The organism is Simplicispira metamorpha, from assembly GCF_004341365.1.
In the GTDB taxonomy this organism is placed as follows: Bacteria; Pseudomonadota; Gammaproteobacteria; order Burkholderiales; family Burkholderiaceae_C; genus Simplicispira; species Simplicispira metamorpha.
This window is the reverse complement of record NZ_SLXH01000001.1, coordinates 1-19,068: the sequence shown is the minus strand read 5'-3', so window position 1 is coordinate 19,068 and position 19,068 is coordinate 1. Positions and strand designations below refer to the sequence as shown.

Here is a 19,068-nt window from a genome sequence, read left to right as displayed (position 1 = left end):
GCGGGGCTGCCGGGGTGGACTAATTTGTAAGACCAAAATGGCCCCAAACGCCCGTGTATCGTGCGCTAGTAGCTATCATTTTTGAGAAATAAAAAAGCCGGGGCAGTGGCCTGCTCCGGCGGTGGGGCGCTGCGGGCCGGGTGGCCGCAGCGCGCAGGGCAGCGGCCCGCGCCGCCGCCGCTGGGATCAGTACTGGTACACGCCGTGGCCGCTCTTGCGACCCAGGCGGCCTGCGGCCACCATTTCTTTGAGCAGCGGGGCGGGGCGGTACTTGCTGTCGCCAAACTCGGCCAGGTACACGTCCATCACGGCCAGGCACACGTCCAGGCCAATCATGTCGGCCAGGGCCAGCGGGCCAATGGGCTGGTTGCAGCCCAGCTTCATGCCGGCGTCGATGTCTTCGGGGGTGGCCAGGCCTTCGGCCAGCACGAAGAAGGCTTCGTTGATCATTGGCACCAGGATGCGGTTCACGACAAAGCCGGGGTTGTTCTTGACGGTGATGGGGCTCTTGCCCAGCGCCACGGCCAAGGCTTTGACGGCGTCGTGCGTAGCGTCCGAGGTTTGCAGGCCACGGATGATTTCCACCAGCGCCATCATCGGCACGGGGTTGAAAAAGTGCATGCCGATGAACTTGTCAGCGCGGCTGGTGGCGGCGCCCAGCGCGGTGATGGAGATCGAGGACGTGTTGGAGGCAATGATGACCTCGGGGGCCACGATGGCGTCCACCTGTTGCAGGATTTTGATCTTGAGGGCGTGGTTCTCGGTGGCGGCCTCGATCACGAGCTGCGCGGCCTTGAGGTCGTCGTAGCTGGTAGAGGTCTTGATGCGCCCGAGGATGGCGTCCTTGTCGGCGGCGGTGATTTTTTCTTTCTTGACCAGGCGGTCCAGGCTGCCCGAGACGGTGGCCAGGCCTTTTTGCACCGCCGCGTCCGAGATGTCCACCATGATGGCGTTGATGCCCGCGACTGCGCAAGCCTGCGCAATGCCGTTGCCCATGGTTCCGGCGCCGATGATGCCGACAGTAGTAATGGTCATGTAGAGAGCCCTCTTCAAAGTGAAATGAGACGCCCATCATAGTAAGTGTGCGGTGTGGCGATTGGGTTACTGTGGCTGCCGATGCTGCGCCTTTGCCGCGCAGGCGACAGGAAGCGCCATGTTCGACTACATCGTGATCGGGGGCGGCTCGGCTGGCTGTGTGCTGGCCGGGCGCCTCTCGGAAGACCCGGCGGTGCGCGTGTGCCTGCTGGAGGCGGGCCCGGCAGACCGCAGTGTGCTCATCCATTGTCCGGCGGGGCTGGCGGTGATGGCCCGCTTGGGGCTGTATAGCTGGGGCCAGAGCACCACGCCCCAGCCCGCGCTGCTGGGGCGCAGCGGCTACCAGCCGCGCGGCAAGGTGCTGGGCGGCTCCAGCTCGGTCAACGCCATGATTTATGCCCGTGGCCAGCCCCAGGATTACGACCACTGGGCGGCGCAAGGCAACCCCGGCTGGGCCTGGAGCGATGTGCTGCCGTATTTTTTGCGCGCCCAGCACAACGAGCGCGGCGCCAGCGCCTGGCACGCCACGGGTGGCCCGCTGAACGTGATGGATTTGCCCACGCCCAACCCCTTCAGCACCGCGTTTGTCCAGGCCGGTGTGCAGGCAGGCTGGGCGCACAACCCCGACTTCAACGGCGCGGCGCAAGAGGGCGTGGGTCTGTACCAGGTGACGCACAAAAACGGCGAACGCTGCAGTGCGGCCAAGGCGTATCTGACACCGCACCTGTCGCGGCCCAACCTGCAAGTGCGCACTGGCGCGCGGGCCACGCGCATCCTGTTCGAGGGGTGCCGTGCCGTGGGCGTGGAGTACCGCCAGGGCGGCTGCGTGCAGCAGGTGCGCTGCACGCGCGAGGTGCTGCTGAGCGCGGGCGCGCTGCTGTCGCCGCAGTTGCTGATGCTCTCGGGCGTGGGGCCGGGCGCCGTGTTGCAGCGCCACGGCATTGCCCTGGTGCACGACCTGCCCGGCGTGGGCCAGCACCTGCACGACCACCCCGATGTGGTGCAGGTCATGGATGCGCCGCAGCTGCGCGACCTGTTTGGCCTGTCGCTGCCCGGCATGGCGAACATCCTGCGCGGCATGTGGCAGTGGCGGCGCAGCCGCAGCGGCGCACTGACCAGCAACTTTGCCGAGGCGGGCGGCTTCATCAAAAGCCAGCCCTCCGAGGCCGCCCCCGATTTGCAACTGCACTTTGTGGTGGGCAAGCTGCTCGACCACGGGCGCAAGACGGTGTGGGGCCATGGCTACTCGTGCCACGTCTGCCTGTTGCAGCCGCAAAGCCGGGGCCAGGTGAGCCTGGCCAGCGCCGACCCGCTGGCCCTGCCGCTGGTCGACCCCAACTTCTTTGGCCACCCGGACGACCTGCCCCGCTTGGTGCGCGGCGTGCGCTGTATGCGGCGCATCCTGTCCCAGAGCGCGCTGGCGCAGTGGGGCGCGCGCGAGTTGCCCGCATCCGCTGTGGCCCAGACCGATGCGCAGATTGCGCAGTTCATCCGCCAGTACGCTGACACCATCTACCACCCCGTGGGCAGTTGCCGCATGGGGCCGGGGCCGCTGGATGTGGTGGATGCCCGGCTGCGCGTGTACGGTGTGCAGGGCCTGCGGGTGGTGGATGCGTCCATCATGCCGCGCATCGTCAGCGGCAACACCAATGCGCCCACCATCATGGTGGCCGAAAAAGCGGTGGATTTGCTGCGCGCAGCCCCAGTGCACTGATTTATGGGTAAATAGGCCTCTAGCGCCCATGCAGTAAGCGCAAGCAGCTATCAAAAAAGTAGTGGGTCGAGCGCAATAGTGGGGCGCGCTGTGCTGGTGAACCGCCAGCCGCCAGCCGCCAGCCGCCAGCCGCTCAGCCCGCAAAGCGCTTGCGCGTCAGCACCAGCGCCAGCTGGAAGGCCACCAGCGTCGTCACCACCAGCACCAGCGCGTGGCGCAGCGGGTTGGCGGGCCACTGGTCCATGAACAGCGGGCGCACCAGCTCCACGGCGTTGGTCAGCGGCAACCAGTCAGAGATGTGCCGCACCAGCGGCGGCAGCTGCTCGCGCGGAAAGAACACGCCCGACAAAAACATCATCGGCGTCAGCACCAGCGTGAAGTAGTAGGTGAAGAAATCGTAGCCCTTGGCCAGCGCGTTGAAGATCAGCGCAATGCTGGAAAACATCACGCCCACGCCCAGCAGCACCGGCCAGGCCACCAACAGCTTGGGCGAATGGCTGATGCCCAGCGCCAGCATCACGCCCAGAATGGCAGTGACGGTGAACAGCGCCTTGAAGGCGGCCCAGAGCATCTCGGCCAGCACGATGTTGTCCAGGCTGACGGGCGCGTTCATGATGCCGTCCCAGGTTTTTTGCACATGCATGCGCGAGAAGGCCGAGTACAGCGCCTCAAAGCTGGCTGCGTTCATGGCGCTCATGCAGATGCTGCCGCTGGCCAGAAACAGGATGTAGGGCACCGGCTGGCCGCCCACTTGCAACTGCCCCACCAGCGCGCCCATGCCGTAGCCAAAGGCCACCAGCCACATCAACGGCTCGGCGATGTTGCCCACCAGGCTGGGAATGGCCAGCTTGCGCCAGACCAGCAGGTTGCGCAAAAACACCGGCCACCAGCGCCCTGAGACTTCGGGCAGGCGCCAGGGGTGGGGCAGGGCGGCGGGGCGGTGGGGGGTGGATTCGGTGTGGTGGGGGGTCATGCGTTGTCCTGCGGTGGTGGGCCGTTGCCCGGTGTATTGCGGCCCCGCCCGATGCGCCGCGCCTCCAGTGCGCGCCGCGTTTTTTCCAGCTCCTCGGCCAGCAGGCGCTCATCAGGCAGTGCGGTGCGGAATTCGGCAGTCAAAACCTTGTTCGACAAGCCCTCCAGGGTGTAGCGGGCTTCGTTGCTGTGGGCGCCGGAACACAGGATCAGTCCCACGGGTGGGTTTTCGCCCGGCTTCATCCAGTGCTGGCGGGCGTAGTTCAGGTACATGTGCATTTGTCCTGCGTCGGCGTAGCTGAACGGGCCGACCTTGAGGTCGATGACCAGCAGGCATTTCAAGCTGCGGTGAAAGAACAAGAGGTCAATGCGAAACCAGCTGTCATCGAGCCGCAAGCGGCGCTGGCGGCCCAGAAAAGCAAAGTCATCGCCCAGCTCCAGCAGGAAGTCGGCCAGGTGCTGTATCAGCGCATCTTCCAGGTCAGACTCGGAGTATTCGTCCTTCAGGTTGAGAAACTCCAACACGAACGGGTCTTTGATGGCTTGCTCGGGCGTCATGGCGTCGCCGGGCTCGGCCACCTCGGCCTTTTCCAGCATGGCAGCCTTGTTGCGCGACAGGGCGATGCGTTCGTAGAACTGGCTGTTGATCTGCCGTTCCAGTTGCCGCACGCTCCAGCCGCAGCGCAGTGCTTCGGTTTCATAAAAGCTGCGCGCGTGCTCGTTTTTGACCGAGAGCAAGCGCACATAGGCTGACCAGGGCAAGGGGAAGGCTTGGGCCAGATCGGACAGATCCAAGGATTGCCGGGCCAGTGATTCGGAAAATCCGGTCTGTGTGGATTTGGCAGACACCGTCTGCCAAATCTGTTCCGCAGGCCAAGCCAGGTAGAACAGACGCATTTGCTGCAAATTGCGCCTGCTGAACCCCGGGCCAAAACGGGCAGACAGGTCTTGTGCCAGTTGCAACAGCAAGGCCTTGCCGTATTCGGCCCGTTCTTTGCCGCCTTGCTCCAATTCGACGATGCGCCGGCCAATCTCCCAATAGCTGGCGGTCATCAGGGCGTTGACGCTGCGTGCAGCCGCGCGCCGGGCGGCTTCGAGCAGCGCCACGATGTCACCGTGGACGCTGGTGTAGTCGGCAAGATGGGGGCTGACCGGTGCGGTGGGTGCCGTCATGTCTGTGCTTTGTTGTGTTGCGTGCCCTGCCGGGTGTGGCAGGCGCCGGTCAGTTTATCGACCAGCGCCCAGTCGCCCGGCACCACTGTCGCAGGCGTCAACCCTCTGCGCGGATCTGGCGGCCCGTGAGTTTGAGGAACAGGTCTTCGAGGTTGGCGGGCCGGTGCAGCGTGCGCAGGTGCGGGTGCAGCAGCAGCGCGTCCAGTAGCGCTCGCGCATCCTGGGTGTAGAAGAACACCGTCTCGCCGCTGACTTCCACGCGCGCGGCCAGGGCGCGCAGGGCGCCATCGTGGGCCAGCGCCAGCGCGCCTTGGCCGTACACCTCGACCACGTCGCGCTCCAGGTGCTGGGCAATCAGATCGCGCGGGCGGCCTTCGGCAATTTTTTGGCCGTGGTCGAGCACCAGCAGGCGCGAGCACAGGCGCTCGGCCTCGTCCATGAAGTGGGTGGTGAGCAAGATGGCCGTGCCCTGTTGCAGCAGCCGTTGCAGGCGCTCCCACATCAGGTGGCGCGCCTGCGGGTCCAGTCCGGTGGTGGGTTCGTCCAGCAGCAGCAGGCGCGGCGCGTTGACCAGCGCGCGCGCCAGCGACAGGCGCCGCTTCATGCCGCCCGAGAGTTCGCCGGGCTTGGCGTCGGCCTTGCTGGTGAGGGCAGCAAATTCCAGCAGGCGCGGTGCGCGCTCGTCCATCACCGCGCCTTGGAGGCCGAAGTAACGGCCAAACACGCGCAGGTTTTCCAGGCAGGTGAAGTCGGGGTCGAGGGTGTCGAACTGCGTGACCACGCCCAGCTGGGCCTTGATGGCCAGCGCATCGCGCGGCATGTCCAACGCGGGCGCGCCGCCACCGGGGTGAAACTGCACGCTGCCGCCATCGGGCACGGTCAGGCCCAGGCACATGCGGATGGTGGTGGTCTTGCCCGCGCCATTGGGGCCGATCACGCCCAGGCATTCGCCCGGGGCGATGTCAAACGACACGCCATCGACCACCGTCGTGGCACCGTAGTGCTTGCGCAGGCCCTGCACTTGCAGCAAAGGGGGGGAGGGGGGTGGTGCACTGCTCATGGCGTTCATTGTCATGTGTTTGTCGCAGGTTCTCTCATAGCATGGGGCAGGTATCTGGCCGCTTCCCGGCACGGCGCCAGCCGCGCCAGCGCCCAGAGGCACATGGCTTGAGATGGCTCAAACACCCGGGCTTTTGGTGTACTGACCGGAAGGTCAGTCCGATATGGACTTTGGCATACTTGCCTTTTTGTAATCATTTGAAGCCCAGAGGATCTGCTATGGAAAAACCGACGAAATCCAGCGTGCCGTTTGAGCGTCAGCGCGAGGCCACCCAGGCGCTGGATGAAACGTTCCACGGCTTCCTGACACGCAGCACGATGGGTTTGTCTCCGATTGCACTGGCGCTGGCCGCAGCCGACTGGGCCATGCACCTGGCCGCCTCGCCGGGGCGCCAGATGGTGCTGGGGCAGCGGGCGCTGGCGTTGGCCCAGCAAGCCATGGCCACCGCCGTCAATCCCCCTATGGATGAAAACGGCCAGCCCATTGCAGACAACGACAACCGCTTTATCGACGCCAGCTGGCGCCAGTGGCCCTTCAGTGCGCTCAAGGAAGGCTACAAGGCCAACAGCGCCTGGTGGCGCGAGGCGGTGCAGGTCGATGGCATGTCGCGCCACCACAGCCATATGGTGGAGTTTTTCAACCGCCAGATCATGGACACCTTTACCCCGTCCAACTGGTTGCTGACCAACCCCGAAGCCTTGAACAAGGCCCAGGAAACCCAGGGCCAGAGCCTGCTGCAAGGCTATCAACATTTTTCTGAAGACCTGCGCAAGGCCGAAACCGCCCGCAGCACGCCCGACGTGCTGGAGCCGCTGACCTTTGAAGTCGGCAAGGACGTGGCGATTACCCCCGGCAAGGTGGTGTACCGCAACCACCTGATCGAGCTGATCCAGTACACGCCCACTACCGACAAGGTGTACCCCGAGCCGCTGCTCATCGTGCCCTCGTGCATCATGAAGTACTACATCCTGGACTTGTCGCAGTCCAACTCCATGGTCAAGTACCTGGTGGGCCAGGGTTACACGGTGTTCATCATTTCGTGGCGCAACCCCGATGCCTCCGACCGCGATCTGGGCATGCAGGACTACCTCCAAATGGGCGTCATGGATGCACTCGCCGCCGTCAAAGAGCGCGCCGGTGCGCCGCGCGTCCATGCCCTGGGTTACTGCCTGGGCGGCACCTTCTTGTCGATCGTGGCCGCTGCCATGGGCCGCCACACCCGCATGGCGCAAAACCAGACGGCGGGCCGCCGCGCGGAAGACCGCTCCATGGAGCGTCTGCCCGAGCTGGCCTCGGTCACGCTGCTGGCGGCGCAAACCGATTTCAGCGAACCCGGCGAAATGGGCGTGTTCATTGACGATGAACAGCTCAAAACCCTGCGCCAGCAGATGGACCTCAAGGGCTACCTCTCGGGCAGCGCCATGGCCGGTTCGTTCCAGTTCCTGAACATGCGCGAGCTGGTGTTCACGCGCAACACGCGCCGCTACCTGCTGGGCCAGGAAGAAGCCGACTTCGACCTGATGAGCTGGAACTCCGACCTCACCCGCCTGCCCGCGCGCATGCACTCGGAGTACCTGTCTTCGCTGTTCCTGAACAACGCGCTGGCCACGGGCAAGTACCGCGTGGCCGGTCAGGGCATTGCGCTGATGGACATCCACGCCCCCATGCTGGTGGTGGGCACCACGCGCGACCACGTGTCGCCCTGGCGCTCGGTGTACAAAATCCATCTGCAAACCGACACCCACGTCACCTTTGTGCTGGCCGCCGGTGGCCACAACGCAGGCATCGTCTCTGAGCCTGGCCGGCCGCGCCGCAGCTACCAGATCAACAGCATTGAAGACAACCAGGGCTGGGTCGAGCCCGATGAGTGGCTGGCCAGCGCACCCACCCGCCAGGGCTCCTGGTGGGAGGCCATGGACGCCTGGCTCAAAGAGCGCTCGGGCAAGCCCGTGGCGCCTCCCGCCATCGATCCGGCCCATGTGCTGTGCGATGCCCCCGGCGAATATGTGATGGTGCGCTATGCCGACTGAGAGTGAACGCACCGAAGAGGCCCTGGCCGCGCACCTGCAACGCATGAGCGGCTCCATCGAGCAACTCAGTGCCCGCATTGCCCGCCTGGCCAGCGCCCTGGACGTGGATTTGCAGAACGAAAGCGAACTGGACCGCGTGCTGAACATGGACGGTGGCGGCGCCCCAGCGCACGAGCGCCGTGCTGCCGCCAACAGCGCCTTGCCCGCAGGCAGTCCCGAGCGCCGCAAATCCCACTTGCGCGAAGAGCTGCGCGGCCTGCTGGTGCTGCGCTACGGCGTGACCCGCCGTTTTGTAGACCGCGTGGGCGTCGATGCCACGCGCCACATCCTGGTCAACGCCCAAGACCAGCTTGAGCGCGAAGGCTTCAAGCCCGGCGCTGCCGGTGCCGATCTGCGGCGCCTGTTCGATGGGTTCTGAGCTGCTTTTGCCCACACCGCTTTTTCCCGGCACCTTGCGTGCCCTGCGCCAGCAGACGCGGTACCGCCGCGCCTGGCTTTTTCTGGAGATATCCATTCCATGACGCTCAATACATCCACCTTCAGCCTGGCAGGTAAAAAAGGCCTGATTCTTGGCGTGGCCAATGAAAGCAGCATTGCTTGGGGCTGCACCCAATTGATGCACCAACTCGGCGCTGAACTGGTGGTGTCCTGCCTGAACGACAAGGCACGCCGCTTTGTGGAGCCACTGACCCAGCCTATCGGGGTGGAGCTGGTCACTTGCAACGTCGAGGAAGAAGGCGAACTCGAAGCGGCAGTGCAGCACGCCATCGCACGCATGGGGCAGCTGGACTTTGTCATCCACTCCATTGCCTGGGCGCCGCTGGCCGACCTGCACGGCAACGTGATCGACAGCTCCAGCGACGGCTTCTCGCGCGCCATGGCCGTGTCGTGCCACTCGTTTGCCCGCCTGGCCAAGCTGTGCGCACCCCACATGCCCAACGGCGGCAGCATGCTCAGCATGACCTACCTGGGCGCCGACGAGGCCGTGCCCCACTACGGCCTGATGGGCCCGGTCAAGGCCGCGCTGGAATCGCTGACGCGCTACATGGCCATGGAACTGGGCGAACAAGGCATCCGCGTCCATGCCGTCTCCCCAGGCCCCATCCTGACGCGCGCTTCTTCGGGCATCGCCAGTTTTGATGACCTGATGGCCAATGCCGTGGCCAAGTCGCCCCTCAAGCGCCTGGTGACGCTGACCGAGATCGCCAACCTGTGCGCCTTCCTGTGTACGGATGCTTCCTCGGGCATGACCGGCCAGACCATCTACGTGGACGCTGGCTGCCACGCCATGGCCTGAGGCACGGCCTGCTTCCCCCTCCTTTTTTCGTGAACTTGCGCCTGCCGCAAAGGACCACACCGATATGAATACGACACCGCACACCGAATGGCTTGAAAACGTCACCTACGACGAACTCAGCGTGGGCCAGAGCGCGCGCCTGCTGCGCACCCTCACGCAGGCCGACATCCAGGCTTTCGCTGCCGTCTCGGGCGACACCAACCCCGCCCACCTGAACCCCGAATACGCCAACGACACGCTGTTCCACGGCGTTATCGCCCACGGCATGTGGGGCGGCGCACTGATTTCGGCGCTGCTGGGCACGCAGTTTCCCGGCCCCGGCACCATTTACCTGGAGCAAAACCTCAAGTTCGTCAAACCCGTGCGCATTGGCGATACGCTGACCGTTACGGCCACCGTGGTCAGCAAGGACGACGAGAAAAAACGCGCCGAGCTGGACTGCCAGGTCATCAACCAAAAAGGTGCAGTCGTGCTGCACGGCACGGCCCGCGTCATGCCCCCGACGGAAAAAGTGCGCCTGCCCAAGATCAATGCGCCACAAATCCAGTTGTTCGATCCCGAAGCCCGCTTCAAAGAACTGCTGGCCCTGGCCGACGGCATGCCCGCCGTGCGCTGCGCAGTGGTGCATCCGTGCGATGTGGGTTCGCTCAGCGGCGCCATGGATTCGGCCCGCCACGGCCTGATCGTGCCCGTGCTGATTGGCCCCGCCAAGCGCATCCGCCTGGTGGCCACGGAAGCCAACATCGACCTCGATGGTGTCGAGATCATTGATGTGGAGCACAGCCACGCTGCGGCCCAAATGGGCGCTGGCATGGCTGCGCGCGGCGAGGTCGAAGTGATCATGAAGGGCAGCCTGCACACCGACGAGATGGTCAAGGCCGTGCTGGCCGAGCACTCGCTGCGCACGGGCCGCCGCATGTCGCACGTGTTCCGCTTTGACGTGCCGCTGTACCCCAAGCCGCTGCTCATCACCGACGCGGCGCTGAACATCAGCCCGAATCTGCAAGAGAAGAAGGACATCATCCAGAACGCCATCGACTTTGCCCGCATCATGGGCGTGGCCACCCCCAAAGTGGCCATCCTGTCGGCGGTCGAGACGGTCAGCCCCAACATCCCCTCCACGCTGGACGCCGCTGCCCTGTGCAAGATGGCTGACCGTGGCCAGATCACCGGCGGCGTGCTCGATGGCCCGCTGGCCTTTGACAATGCCATCTCGGCCCACGCCGCAGAGATCAAGCACATTGAGTCGGTGGTGGCCGGTGATGCCGACATCCTGGCCGTGCCCGATCTGGAAAGCGGCAACATGCTGGCCAAGCAGCTCGAATACCTGGCCGGCGCCACGGGCTCGGGCTTGGTGCTGGGCGCGCGCGTGCCAATTGCCCTGACCAGCCGTGCCGATGGCCCCACTGCCCGCGTCGCCTCGGCGCTGCTGGCCGTGCTGGCCGCTTACGACGCCCGCCGCGAGCGCACGGTCAAGGCCGCTGCCCTGCTCAAAGACTGACCGAAAGGGTTGATCGCCATGGCTATTCTTGCTGTCAATGCGGGCTCGTCCTCGCTCAAGTTCTCCCTGCACCCTTTGCAAGGTGGCCAGGTGCAGCCCAGCGTGCTCACGGGCTGCATTGAGGGCCTGGAGCCCGCAGGTGCGCCCGAAATGGTGTGGTCTTTTGCGGGCCAGCGCCAGCGCCAGGCCATCACCGGCCAGGGCGATAGCCCGTTTCAGCGCGCACTGGCCAGCTTGCGCAGCCTGCTGGCCGACCTGGAGGGCGCTCCACCCATCCGCGCTGTGGCCCACCGCGTGGTACACGGCGGCCAGGCTTTCCGCGAGAGCGTGCTGGTCACCGATGCGGTGCTCGAGCGCCTGGAGCGCCTGAACTCGCTGGCGCCCCTGCACCAGCCGCACAACCTGGCGGGGGTGCGCTCGTTCCGCCAAGCGTTTCCGGCGCTGCCCCAGGTGGCGTGTTTTGACACCGCTTTTCACGCCAGCTTGCCCGACGTGGCCAGCGCCTTTGCCCTGCCAGCATCGCTGACCGAGCAGGGCGTGCGCCGCTACGGGTTCCATGGTCTGTCGTACCAGTACATCATGGACACGCTGCTGGCGCAGTCGCCGCGTGGGCGGGGCCGGGTGCTGATGGCCCACCTGGGCAACGGCGCCAGCCTGTGCGCCGCGCAGGACGGGCGCAGCTGCGCCACCAGCATGGGTTTTTCTGCGCTGGACGGCCTGATGATGGGCACGCGCAGCGGTACGCTGGACGCCGGTGTGCTGCTGTACCTGATGGAGCAAGGCTGGGACCACGACCGTATCCAGAAGCTGCTCTACAAGCAAAGCGGCCTGCTGGGCGTGTCGGGCATTTCTGCCGACATGCGCCGCCTGCGCGCGGATGGCAGCGTGGCCGCACAGCGCGCCATCGACCAGTTCACCTACCGCGTGGTGCGCGAGTCCGGCGCGATGGTGGCCTGTATGGGCGGGCTGGACGTGCTGGCCTTCAGCGGCGGCATTGGCGAGCACGATGCCGTGCTGCGCGCGCAGGTCTGCGATCGCCTGGGCTGGCTGGGCGTGAAGATCGACACCGAGCGCAACGCCCTGGCTACGCAAGACAGCGTGCAGGTCGTCCATGCGCCCGGCAGCAGCGTCGAAATCTGGGTGGTGCCCACCGACGAAGGCCGCGTGGCCGCCCGCGAAGCGGCCCACCTGCTGCACCAGGGGGATGACGCCATCGCCCCGGCGCCCGTCTTGGAGATGGCCGATTAAAAGCATTAAATCGGCCTCTGGCGCTTGCGCAGTGGGCGCAAGCAGCTATTAAAAAAATAGCAAAGCCCGGCATGCCGGGCTTTTTTCATGGGCGCTGGCGGGCGTTTACTGGAACGCCACCTCGGCAAAGCTGCGCAGTTTGCGGCTGTGCAGGCGCTGCACGCCGCCCTGGCGCAGGATGTCGATGGCGCGCATGCCGATGCGCAGGTGCTGATCGACCCGCTCGCGGTAGAAGTGGTTGGCCATGCCGGGCAGTTTGATCTCGCCATGCAGCGGTTTGTCGCTCACGCACAAGAGTGTGCCGTAGGGCACGCGGAAGCGGAAGCCGTTGGCGGAGATGGTGGCGCTCTCCATGTCCAGCGCCACGGCGCGGCTCTGGCTGAAGCGGCGCTGGGGGGTGTTGTCGGGCAGCAGTTCCCAGTTGCGGTTGTCGGTGCTGGCCACGGTGCCGGTGCGCATGATGCGCTTGAGCTCGTCGCGGCCCATCTGCGTGACGTCGGCCACAGCCTGCTCCAGCGCCACCTGGATCTCGGCCAGCGCGGGAATCGGCACCCACAGCGGCAGGTCTTCGTCGAGCACATGGTCCTCGCGCACATAGGCGTGGGCCAGCACGTAGTCGCCCAGCTGCTGGCTGTTGCGCAGACCGGCGCAGTGGCCCAGCATCAGCCAGGCGTGCGGGCGCAGCACGGCGATGTGGTCGGTGATGGTTTTGGCATTGGCCGGGCCGACGCCAATGTTGACCATGGTGATGCCGCTCCTGTCGGCGCGCACCAGGTGGTAGGCGGGCATTTGCGGCAGGCGCGGCGGGGGCGCGCCGCGCTCGTCACCGTCTTGCGGCGGCAGGCCCACGCGGCGGGTGACCACGTTGCCCGGCTCGATGAAGGCGATGTATTCGCTATCGGGTTTGGCCATTTCAGCGTGGCCCAGGCGCACAAACTCGTCGATGTAGAACTGGTAGTTGGTGAACAGCACAAAGTTCTGCACCCACTCGGGCAGCGTGCCGGTGTAGTGGCGCAGGCGGTGCAGCGAGTAGTCCACGCGCGGCGCCGTGAACAGCGACAGCGGCTGCGCCTCGCCCGGGCGCTGCTGGTGCGTGCCGTTGGCGATGCCGTCGTCCATGGCGGCCAGGTCGGGCAGGTCGAACACATCGCGCATCAGCAGGCGCCGCTCGGGGCTGAGCGTGCCTTCGATGTGGTCGTTCTCGGCAAACGAGAAGTGGATGGGGATGGGGTGCGTGCTGGTGCCCACCTCCAGCGCCACGCCGTGGTTTTTCAGGAGCAGCCGAAACTGCTCCAGGTAGTAGTCGCCAAACAGGTCGGGGCGGGTGAGCGTGGTCTCGAAGCGGCCCGGCCCTTCAACAAAGCCATAGGCCAGCTTGCTGTCGGCGCGCGCCACGGTGGTGGTGTGCAGGCGCACGAACGGGTAGAACGCGCGCGCTGGCTCGGGCGTGTCGTGGCCCGCAACAAAGCGCTGCATGGCGGCGCGCAGGTGCTCTATCTGTTGCTGGTAGATGTGCTGCACCTGGGCCAGTGCGGCCTGCGGGTCGGTGTGGCGGGTGGGGGCGGTGAAGGGCGGTGTGTGGGGCATCGGGCTATTGTCCACACGTGCTGGTGTTGGTGTATGACAGGATGTGCAGCAGCGCTTTGCCCTGCCACCATGCGCGATGCCATCGGTGGCAGATTCACATTCAAAGAAAGGCAAGCGCGCCATGCAGCAGATAACCGATTTTTCGACCGCCATGGCGGTGCTGGCCAGTGCGGCCGGGTGCGGCTTGCTCATGGGCATAGAGCGCGAACGCCGCAAGGGCGATGGGCCTGATCGCTCGCTGGCCGGGGTGCGCTCGTTCACGCTGGTGTCCATCAGCGGCGCCACGGCCGGGTTGCTGGGCGATCCGGCGCTGGTGGTGGTGGGGGCCTTGCTGGTGGTGGTGCTGACCGTGGTGGCCTATGCCCGCGAGCGTTCCAGCGACCCTGGCGTGACCACAGAAATTGCCCTGCTGCTGGCCTACCTGATCGGCATCACCAGCGTCCACGACCAGATGCTGGCTGCGGCCCTGGCGGTGATGGCCACGGGGCTGTTGCTGGTGCGCGAGGGGCTGCACCAGTTTGTCAACCAGTGGCTGCAGCCGGGCGAGGTGCGCAGCGGCCTGGTACTGGCCGCGCTGGCCCTGCTGGTGTACCCGCTGGCCCCCAACCGTCCCTTGTGGGAAGGGGTACTGAACCCGCAGGTGCTGGTGCGCCTGGTGATTGTGCTGCTGGTGATCCAGTCGCTGGCGCATGTGGGCAAGCGGCTGATGCAGGCGCGCAATGCCATGGCGCTGTCGGCGCTGGCCTCGGGGTTTGTTTCCAGCACGGCCACCATCGCCAGCCTGGGCATGGAGGTGCGCGCTGGCCAGGGCGTGGTGCGCCTGCATGCCGCCGCCGCCGTGCTGTCATGCACCGCCACCATGGTGCAGATTCTGGTGGTGGCCGCCGCCGTGCAGCCGCAGTGGCTGCGGCCCCTGTGGCTGCCCGCCATGGCCGGTGCTGCTGCGGCGGCAGCGTGGGGCTGGTGGAGTGGGCGCAAGCGGGCACAGGGGCGCTCGCCCCAGGGCACAGGCGCCACCGCGACCGGCCCCGGCGTGGCCGATAGTGACGATGCCGCCCCCGCCCCCGTACTGCCCAATGCCCCCATGTTCAAGCTGCGCGATGCCGTGCTGATTGCTGGCCTGCTCACCGGCATCCAGGTGGGCGTGCATGCGCTCACGCTGTGGCAGGGCGATGCGGGCATGCTGGTGGGCACTTTGCTGGCCTCGCTGGTCGATGCCCACGCCGCCACTGCCGCCGTGCTGGTGCAGGGCCTGCCCGGCAGCGCCGAGGCGCCTGCTGTCAAGTTCACCCTGATGGTGGCCATGCTGGTGCATGCGTGCAGCAAATGCGCCGTGGCCCTGCTCAGCGGCGGCTGGCGTTATGCGTTGGCCGCAGCGCCAGGCATCGTGGCGCACACACTGGCCTTTGTGGGCGTGCTGGCCTTGCAATAGCCGCAGCGCGGTGGTCGCTGGGTGGCCGCGCCGGATAATCGCGGCCATGACATCCCAAACCCCCCAAGCCAGCACTGATTTCAGCGCGCTGGCCCTGAGCCCCGCCCAACTCTCGAACTTGCAACAGCTGGGCTACACCAGCATGACCCCCATCCAGGCGGCCAGCCTGCCCCCCGCTTTGCTGGGCAAAGACCTGATTGCCCAGGCCAGCACTGGCAGCGGCAAAACGGCGGCCTTTGGCCTGGCGCTGCTGGCACGGCTGAACCCGCGCTGCTTTGGCGTGCAGGCGCTGGTGCTGTGCCCCACGCGCGAGCTGGCCGACCAGGTCAGCGCGGAGATCCGCCGCCTGGCGCGCGCCGAAGAGAACATCAAGGTCGTCACCCTGTGCGGCGGCGTGCCGCTGCGCGGCCAGGCGCAAAGCCTGTCGCACGGCGCGCACATTGTGGTGGGCACGCCGGGCCGCATCATGGACCACCTGGAGCGGCAAAACTTTGCCCTCGACCAGCTCAACACCCTGGTGCTGGACGAGGCCGACCGCATGCTCGACATGGGCTTTTTTGACGACATCGCCACCGTGGCGCGCCAGTGCCCCAAAGAGCGCCAGACGCTGCTGTTCTCGGCCACCTACCCCGAAGGCATTGCCAAGCTCAGCCAGCAGTTCATGCGCAACCCGCAGCAAATCACCGTGCAGGCGCAGCACAGCGCGGGCAAGATTGAGCAGCGCTGGTACGAGGTCAAGAACAGCGAGCGCCTGCACGCCGTGGGCCTGCTGCTGAACCACTTTCGCCCTGAAAGCGCGCTGGCCTTTTGCAACACCAAGCAGCAATGCCGCGATCTGGTGGCCGTGCTGCAAGCCCAGGGCGTCAGCGCGCTGGCCCTGTACGGCGAACTGGAGCAGCGCGAGCGCGACCAGGTGCTGGTGCAGTTTGCCAACCGCAGCTGCTCGGTGCTGGTGGCCACGGACGTGGCCGCGCGCGGCCTCGACATCGCCAACCTGGCCGCTGTCATCAACGTCGATGTCACGCCCGACCCCGAAGTGCATATCCACCGCATTGGCCGCACGGGCCGGGGTGATGCCGAGGGGCTGGCGCTGAATCTGGCCAGCATGGACGAGATGGGCAGCGTCGGCAAAATCGAGGTGCTGCAAGGGCGTGAATCGGCATGGAGCCCCCTGAGCGAACTCACCCCCACCGGCAGCGGCCCACTGGTGCCGCCCATGGCCACGGTGCAAATCATTGGCGGGCGCAAGGAAAAAATCCGCGCCGGCGACGTGCTGGGCGCCCTCACCGGCGACATGGGCTACACGCGCGAACAGGTGGGCAAGATCAACGTCAACGAGTTCTCCACCTACGTGGCCGTAGAGCGCAGCATTGCGCCGCAGGTGGTGCAGCGGCTCAACAGCGGGCGCGTCAAAGGCAAGAGCGTTAAGGCACGGCTGGTCACGGATTGACGGCTTGGCAGCGCTGGAATAGGCATCTAAAGTGCCTTCAGCGCCCGCAGATCAAGCGCGAGCAGCTATTGAATCAATAGCAATAGCAATAGCAATAGCAATAGCAGAGGCTGCCGCCGCGTGAACACGTCGGCGCCCCGCAGCGGTTTACTTGAGCTGTTCTTGTACCTTGGCCAGGGCTGCCATGGCGCACTGCTCATCCAGATGCCCGCCTGGCGCGCCCCCTACACCGACGGCGCCGATCACTTCATTGCCCACCTTCACCGGCACGCCACCGCCCAGCAGCAGGTAGCCCGGGATATGCACCAGGTTGGCGGCGGCAGGGTTCTTTTGTGCGCCCTCCATCATGGCCAGCGTGGTGTTCTTGGCCGAGGCCGAGGTGTAAGCCTTCAGGCGGCTGGCATCGAGCGTGTGCGGGCCTGCATGGTCGGCGCGCTGCACGGCGCGCACGGTGCCCGCGCGGTCCACGACGGTGGCCGTGACGGCATAACCGTTGGCCGCGCAGGCGGCCACCGTGTGGGCGGCAATCTGGTTGGCCAAATCGAGCGAGATGTTTTGCTCGGTGCGCACGGACTGGGCGCTGGCAGCAGTGGCCATCAGTGCAAGGGCCAGGGCCGAGGTCGGGAGGATGGGGTGTGGCATGGAAGGTTCTCCGTTGGCGGGTAGGCAGCGCAACGATGACGGCGCTGCACCCCCACTGTAGAGAGAAAGCCCCTCTCTGACCATGCGGGTGCTTACCAGTGCCAGCGCTGCGCAGCCGATGCCATCGCTTGCCGTGCCCATGCAGGGTGGTGGGCCGCGTCGTGCGGTCTGGTGTAATCGCCCGCCTTGGAAGGAGTGACGAATGATCAGTGTGTTGCAGCGTGTGCGCCAGGCGCACGTCGAAGTGGCCGGGCAGGTGGTGGGGCAGATTGGCGCGGGCCTGTTGGTGCTGGTTTGCGCCGAGCGCGGCGATACCGACAAAGAGGCCGACAAACTGCTGGCCAAACTGCTCAAGCTGCGCATCTTCAGCGACGGCGCGGGCAAGATGAACCGCAGCGTGCAAGACCTGGACGGCCAGGGCGGCGCTGGTGGCCTGCTGCTGGTGAGCCAGTTCACGCTGGCCGCCGACACCCGCAGCGGCAACCGCCCCAGCTTCACCCAGGCCGCCGCCCCCGATGAGGGCCGCCGCCTGTACGACTACCTGGTCGCCCAGGCCCGCGCCGCCCACCCGGTGGTAGCCACGGGCGAGTTTGCCGCCGATATGCAGGTGCATCTGGTCAACGATGGCCCCGTCACCATCCCGCTGCGTGTGGCCCCGGCGGCGGCACAGCCCAACGGCAGCACCAGCACCAGCACGGTCGTCGGCACGGCGGCGTGAAAACCTTTTTGCTCTACCTGGCCACCGCGCTGGCCGAAATCGTCGGCTGCTACCTGCCGTATCTGTGGCTGCGCCAGCACGGCCCGGTGTGGCTGCTGCTGCCCGCAGCGGCCAGCCTGGCGCTGTTTGCCTGGCTCTTGAGCCTGCACGACACTGCCTCGGGCCGGGTCTATGCCGCCTATGGCGGTGTGTACATCGGCGCCGCCATCGTCTGGCTGTGGGCGGTGGACGGCGTGCGCCCTTCTGCCTGGGACGTGGCCGGTGTGGCCGTCGCCCTGCTGGGTATGGCGCTGATTGCCTTTCAGCCGCGCTGAGTCGGTAGAGGGCTGGCCCCAGGGTGCTTCAAAAATGAGAGCTGCCAGCGCTCATCGCACAAGGGTTTGGGGTGGTTTTGATCGTATGGCGGTGGCCGGATCGACAGCGCGAAACCGCAGCGGCCACCGAGGCGCAATCGGCCTGCCCGCAGCGCACAACGGCCTGCGCGAGCGGCGTTATTTTTTTACCAGCGAATCAAACCACTTTTTCCACTCTGGCGCGGCCATCGCATAGGTGCCCCGGTGGGAGGTTTTGCCCGTGGAAATGGCAATGACATTCGGGTTGCCATTGCCAATCGATTGCTGGTAGGTCATGGCCATTTTGCCGATGCCCACAGGAATGGCCTCGTCCGATTCGCCATAGTAATTGCGAACCGGGCTTTGGTATATCCAGCTGTAGGCTGTGGTGTCTTTCAGCAAGCGGCCATATGGTGATGCGGCAAAGAATCGATGGTCAAAATACTCGGGCCGCACCAGCTTGCGCAAATCGGTGGGGATATTCTCGGGATTGATTTTTTCGCGCAGGTAGGCTTTTTTGGATATTTCGTAATATTCGTCGTTGATGACGGATTTGGCCATTCCCGGCACGTTGTAATAATTTTCAAAGGCAAATGCCGAGAGAATGATGGTGGAATTGATCCAGTTGGCATCAATGGCGCGTGGGTAGTTCAAAAAGCCATTGAGCATGGCAAACACATCCAGTGGCGCGCTGGCAGTGGCTGCGGCACTGACTGGGATGCCTTCTTTTTCCAGCTTCTCCAGAAACGCCATGGTGACAAAGCCCCCTTCCGACCAACCTGAGAACGTGTTCAAAGTCTTTTGAGCATTAGCGCCAAGAATGCTAGATGGATGAATTGCAAACTGGTATTGAGCCAACGCTCGCAGTTCTTCCACA

Annotated in this window: 16 protein-coding genes and 1 pseudogene; 10 read left to right on the top strand and 7 right to left on the bottom strand. The window is 65.6% G+C overall.

Annotated elements, in window-relative coordinates:
* Positions 1–186: 186 nt before the first annotated feature.
* Entirely contained in the window at positions 187–1,035 is an 849-nt protein-coding gene (locus EV674_RS00085) for a 3-hydroxybutyryl-CoA dehydrogenase (RefSeq protein WP_119014774.1), read from the bottom strand.
* Positions 1,036–1,153: 118 nt separating this feature from the next.
* Here EV674_RS00085 and EV674_RS00080 point away from each other — a divergent pair, with 118 nt between their 5' ends.
* Positions 1,154–2,749, top strand: coding sequence for a GMC family oxidoreductase (locus tag EV674_RS00080; RefSeq protein WP_119014773.1), 1,596 nt, complete (start codon positions 1,154–1,156; stop codon positions 2,747–2,749).
* Positions 2,750–2,882: 133 nt separating this feature from the next.
* Here the strand turns inward: EV674_RS00080 and EV674_RS00075 are convergent, their stop codons facing one another.
* The 3 genes from EV674_RS00075 to EV674_RS00065 all read right to left on the bottom strand — a co-directional run bounded on the left by EV674_RS00075 (position 2,883) and on the right by EV674_RS00065 (position 5,954).
* Entirely contained in the window at positions 2,883–3,722 is an 840-nt protein-coding gene (locus EV674_RS00075) for an ABC transporter permease (protein ID WP_119014772.1), read from the bottom strand.
* A complete protein-coding gene (locus EV674_RS00070; protein WP_119014771.1) occupies positions 3,719–4,894 on the bottom strand; it encodes a PDDEXK nuclease domain-containing protein in 1,176 nt (391 codons plus the stop codon). The genes EV674_RS00075 and EV674_RS00070 overlap by 4 nt, the downstream gene beginning before the upstream one ends.
* A 97-nt stretch (positions 4,895–4,991) precedes the next feature.
* Complete coding sequence (locus EV674_RS00065; protein WP_119014778.1) at positions 4,992–5,954, bottom strand: ATP-binding cassette domain-containing protein; 963 nt, start codon at positions 5,952–5,954, stop codon at positions 4,992–4,994.
* 218 nt (positions 5,955–6,172) lie between these two features.
* Between EV674_RS00065 and EV674_RS00060 the strand changes: the two genes are divergently transcribed.
* The 5 genes from EV674_RS00060 to EV674_RS00040 all read left to right on the top strand — a co-directional run bounded on the left by EV674_RS00060 (position 6,173) and on the right by EV674_RS00040 (position 12,030).
* Entirely contained in the window at positions 6,173–7,984 is a 1,812-nt protein-coding gene (locus EV674_RS00060; protein ID WP_119014770.1) for a PHA/PHB synthase family protein, read from the top strand.
* Positions 7,974–8,402: a hypothetical protein gene (locus tag EV674_RS00055; protein WP_119014769.1), complete on the top strand. Its 429-nt coding sequence runs from the start codon at positions 7,974–7,976 to the stop codon at positions 8,400–8,402. The genes EV674_RS00060 and EV674_RS00055 overlap by 11 nt, the downstream gene beginning before the upstream one ends.
* Before the next feature lie 99 nt (positions 8,403–8,501).
* Positions 8,502–9,281 carry an enoyl-ACP reductase FabI gene (fabI, locus tag EV674_RS00050; protein ID WP_119014768.1) on the top strand — a complete coding sequence of 260 codons (780 nt, stop codon included), beginning with the start codon at positions 8,502–8,504 and terminating at the stop codon, positions 9,279–9,281.
* Between the two features lie 64 nt (positions 9,282–9,345).
* Positions 9,346–10,782 (top strand): bifunctional enoyl-CoA hydratase/phosphate acetyltransferase, encoded by a 1,437-nt coding sequence (locus EV674_RS00045; protein WP_119014767.1) that lies wholly within the window; start codon positions 9,346–9,348, stop codon positions 10,780–10,782.
* 18 nt (positions 10,783–10,800) lie between these two features.
* Positions 10,801–12,030, top strand: a complete 1,230-nt coding sequence (locus tag EV674_RS00040; RefSeq protein WP_119014777.1) for an acetate/propionate family kinase — start codon at positions 10,801–10,803, stop codon at positions 12,028–12,030.
* A gap of 105 nt (positions 12,031–12,135) precedes the next feature.
* Here EV674_RS00040 and EV674_RS00035 read toward each other — a convergent pair whose 3' ends face one another.
* Positions 12,136–13,617, bottom strand: a complete 1,482-nt coding sequence (locus EV674_RS00035; protein WP_119014766.1) for an AMP nucleosidase — start codon at positions 13,615–13,617, stop codon at positions 12,136–12,138.
* 121 nt (positions 13,618–13,738) lie between these two features.
* On the opposite strand from EV674_RS00035, the gene EV674_RS00030 reads away from it, so the two are divergent.
* Together EV674_RS00030 and dbpA are read left to right on the top strand one after the other, a co-directional pair.
* On the top strand, positions 13,739–15,049 hold the full coding sequence (locus tag EV674_RS00030; protein ID WP_119014776.1) for an MgtC/SapB family protein: 1,311 nt from the start codon (positions 13,739–13,741) through the stop codon (positions 15,047–15,049).
* Positions 15,050–15,095: 46 nt separating this feature from the next.
* Positions 15,096–16,499 (top strand): ATP-dependent RNA helicase DbpA, encoded by a 1,404-nt coding sequence (gene dbpA / locus EV674_RS00025; protein ID WP_119014765.1) that lies wholly within the window; start codon positions 15,096–15,098, stop codon positions 16,497–16,499.
* Positions 16,500–16,646: 147 nt separating this feature from the next.
* Here the strand turns inward: dbpA and EV674_RS00020 are convergent, their stop codons facing one another.
* A complete protein-coding gene (locus tag EV674_RS00020) occupies positions 16,647–17,141 on the bottom strand; it encodes a GlcG/HbpS family heme-binding protein (protein ID WP_193552727.1) in 495 nt (164 codons plus the stop codon).
* A 202-nt stretch (positions 17,142–17,343) separates the two neighbouring features.
* Between EV674_RS00020 and dtd the strand changes: the two genes are divergently transcribed.
* Positions 17,344–17,859 (top strand): D-aminoacyl-tRNA deacylase, encoded by a 516-nt coding sequence (gene dtd, locus EV674_RS00015; protein ID WP_119014764.1) that lies wholly within the window; start codon positions 17,344–17,346, stop codon positions 17,857–17,859.
* Positions 17,856–18,173, top strand: a complete 318-nt coding sequence (locus EV674_RS00010; protein ID WP_119014763.1) for a YnfA family protein — start codon at positions 17,856–17,858, stop codon at positions 18,171–18,173. Before dtd ends, EV674_RS00010 begins: the two co-directional genes overlap by 4 nt.
* A gap of 809 nt (positions 18,174–18,982) precedes the next feature.
* Here EV674_RS00010 and EV674_RS00005 read toward each other — a convergent pair.
* Positions 18,983–19,068: pseudogene (locus EV674_RS00005) on the bottom strand (IS5/IS1182 family transposase); the annotation flags it as partial.

Bases quoted from the DNA above. Each gene is read 5' to 3' on its own strand.
- EV674_RS00085 (WP_119014774.1), bottom strand. From the start codon at position 1,035: ATGACCATTACTACTGTCGGCATCATCGGCGCCGGAACCATGGGCAAC.
- EV674_RS00080 (WP_119014773.1), top strand. From the start codon at position 1,154: ATGTTCGACTACATCGTGATCGGGGGCGGCTCGGCTGGCTGTGTGCTG.
- EV674_RS00075 (WP_119014772.1), bottom strand. From the start codon at position 3,722: ATGACCCCCCACCACACCGAATCCACCCCCCACCGCCCCGCCGCCCTG.
- EV674_RS00070 (WP_119014771.1), bottom strand. From the start codon at position 4,894: ATGACGGCACCCACCGCACCGGTCAGCCCCCATCTTGCCGACTACACC.
- EV674_RS00065 (WP_119014778.1), bottom strand. From the start codon at position 5,954: ATGAGCAGTGCACCACCCCCCTCCCCCCCTTTGCTGCAAGTGCAGGGC.
- EV674_RS00060 (WP_119014770.1), top strand. From the start codon at position 6,173: ATGGAAAAACCGACGAAATCCAGCGTGCCGTTTGAGCGTCAGCGCGAG.
- EV674_RS00055 (WP_119014769.1), top strand. From the start codon at position 7,974: ATGCCGACTGAGAGTGAACGCACCGAAGAGGCCCTGGCCGCGCACCTG.
- fabI (WP_119014768.1), top strand. From the start codon at position 8,502: ATGACGCTCAATACATCCACCTTCAGCCTGGCAGGTAAAAAAGGCCTG.
- EV674_RS00045 (WP_119014767.1), top strand. From the start codon at position 9,346: ATGAATACGACACCGCACACCGAATGGCTTGAAAACGTCACCTACGAC.
- EV674_RS00040 (WP_119014777.1), top strand. From the start codon at position 10,801: ATGGCTATTCTTGCTGTCAATGCGGGCTCGTCCTCGCTCAAGTTCTCC.
- EV674_RS00035 (WP_119014766.1), bottom strand. From the start codon at position 13,617: ATGCCCCACACACCGCCCTTCACCGCCCCCACCCGCCACACCGACCCG.
- EV674_RS00030 (WP_119014776.1), top strand. From the start codon at position 13,739: ATGCAGCAGATAACCGATTTTTCGACCGCCATGGCGGTGCTGGCCAGT.
- dbpA (WP_119014765.1), top strand. From the start codon at position 15,096: ATGACATCCCAAACCCCCCAAGCCAGCACTGATTTCAGCGCGCTGGCC.
- EV674_RS00020 (WP_193552727.1), bottom strand. From the start codon at position 17,141: ATGCCACACCCCATCCTCCCGACCTCGGCCCTGGCCCTTGCACTGATG.
- dtd (WP_119014764.1), top strand. From the start codon at position 17,344: ATGATCAGTGTGTTGCAGCGTGTGCGCCAGGCGCACGTCGAAGTGGCC.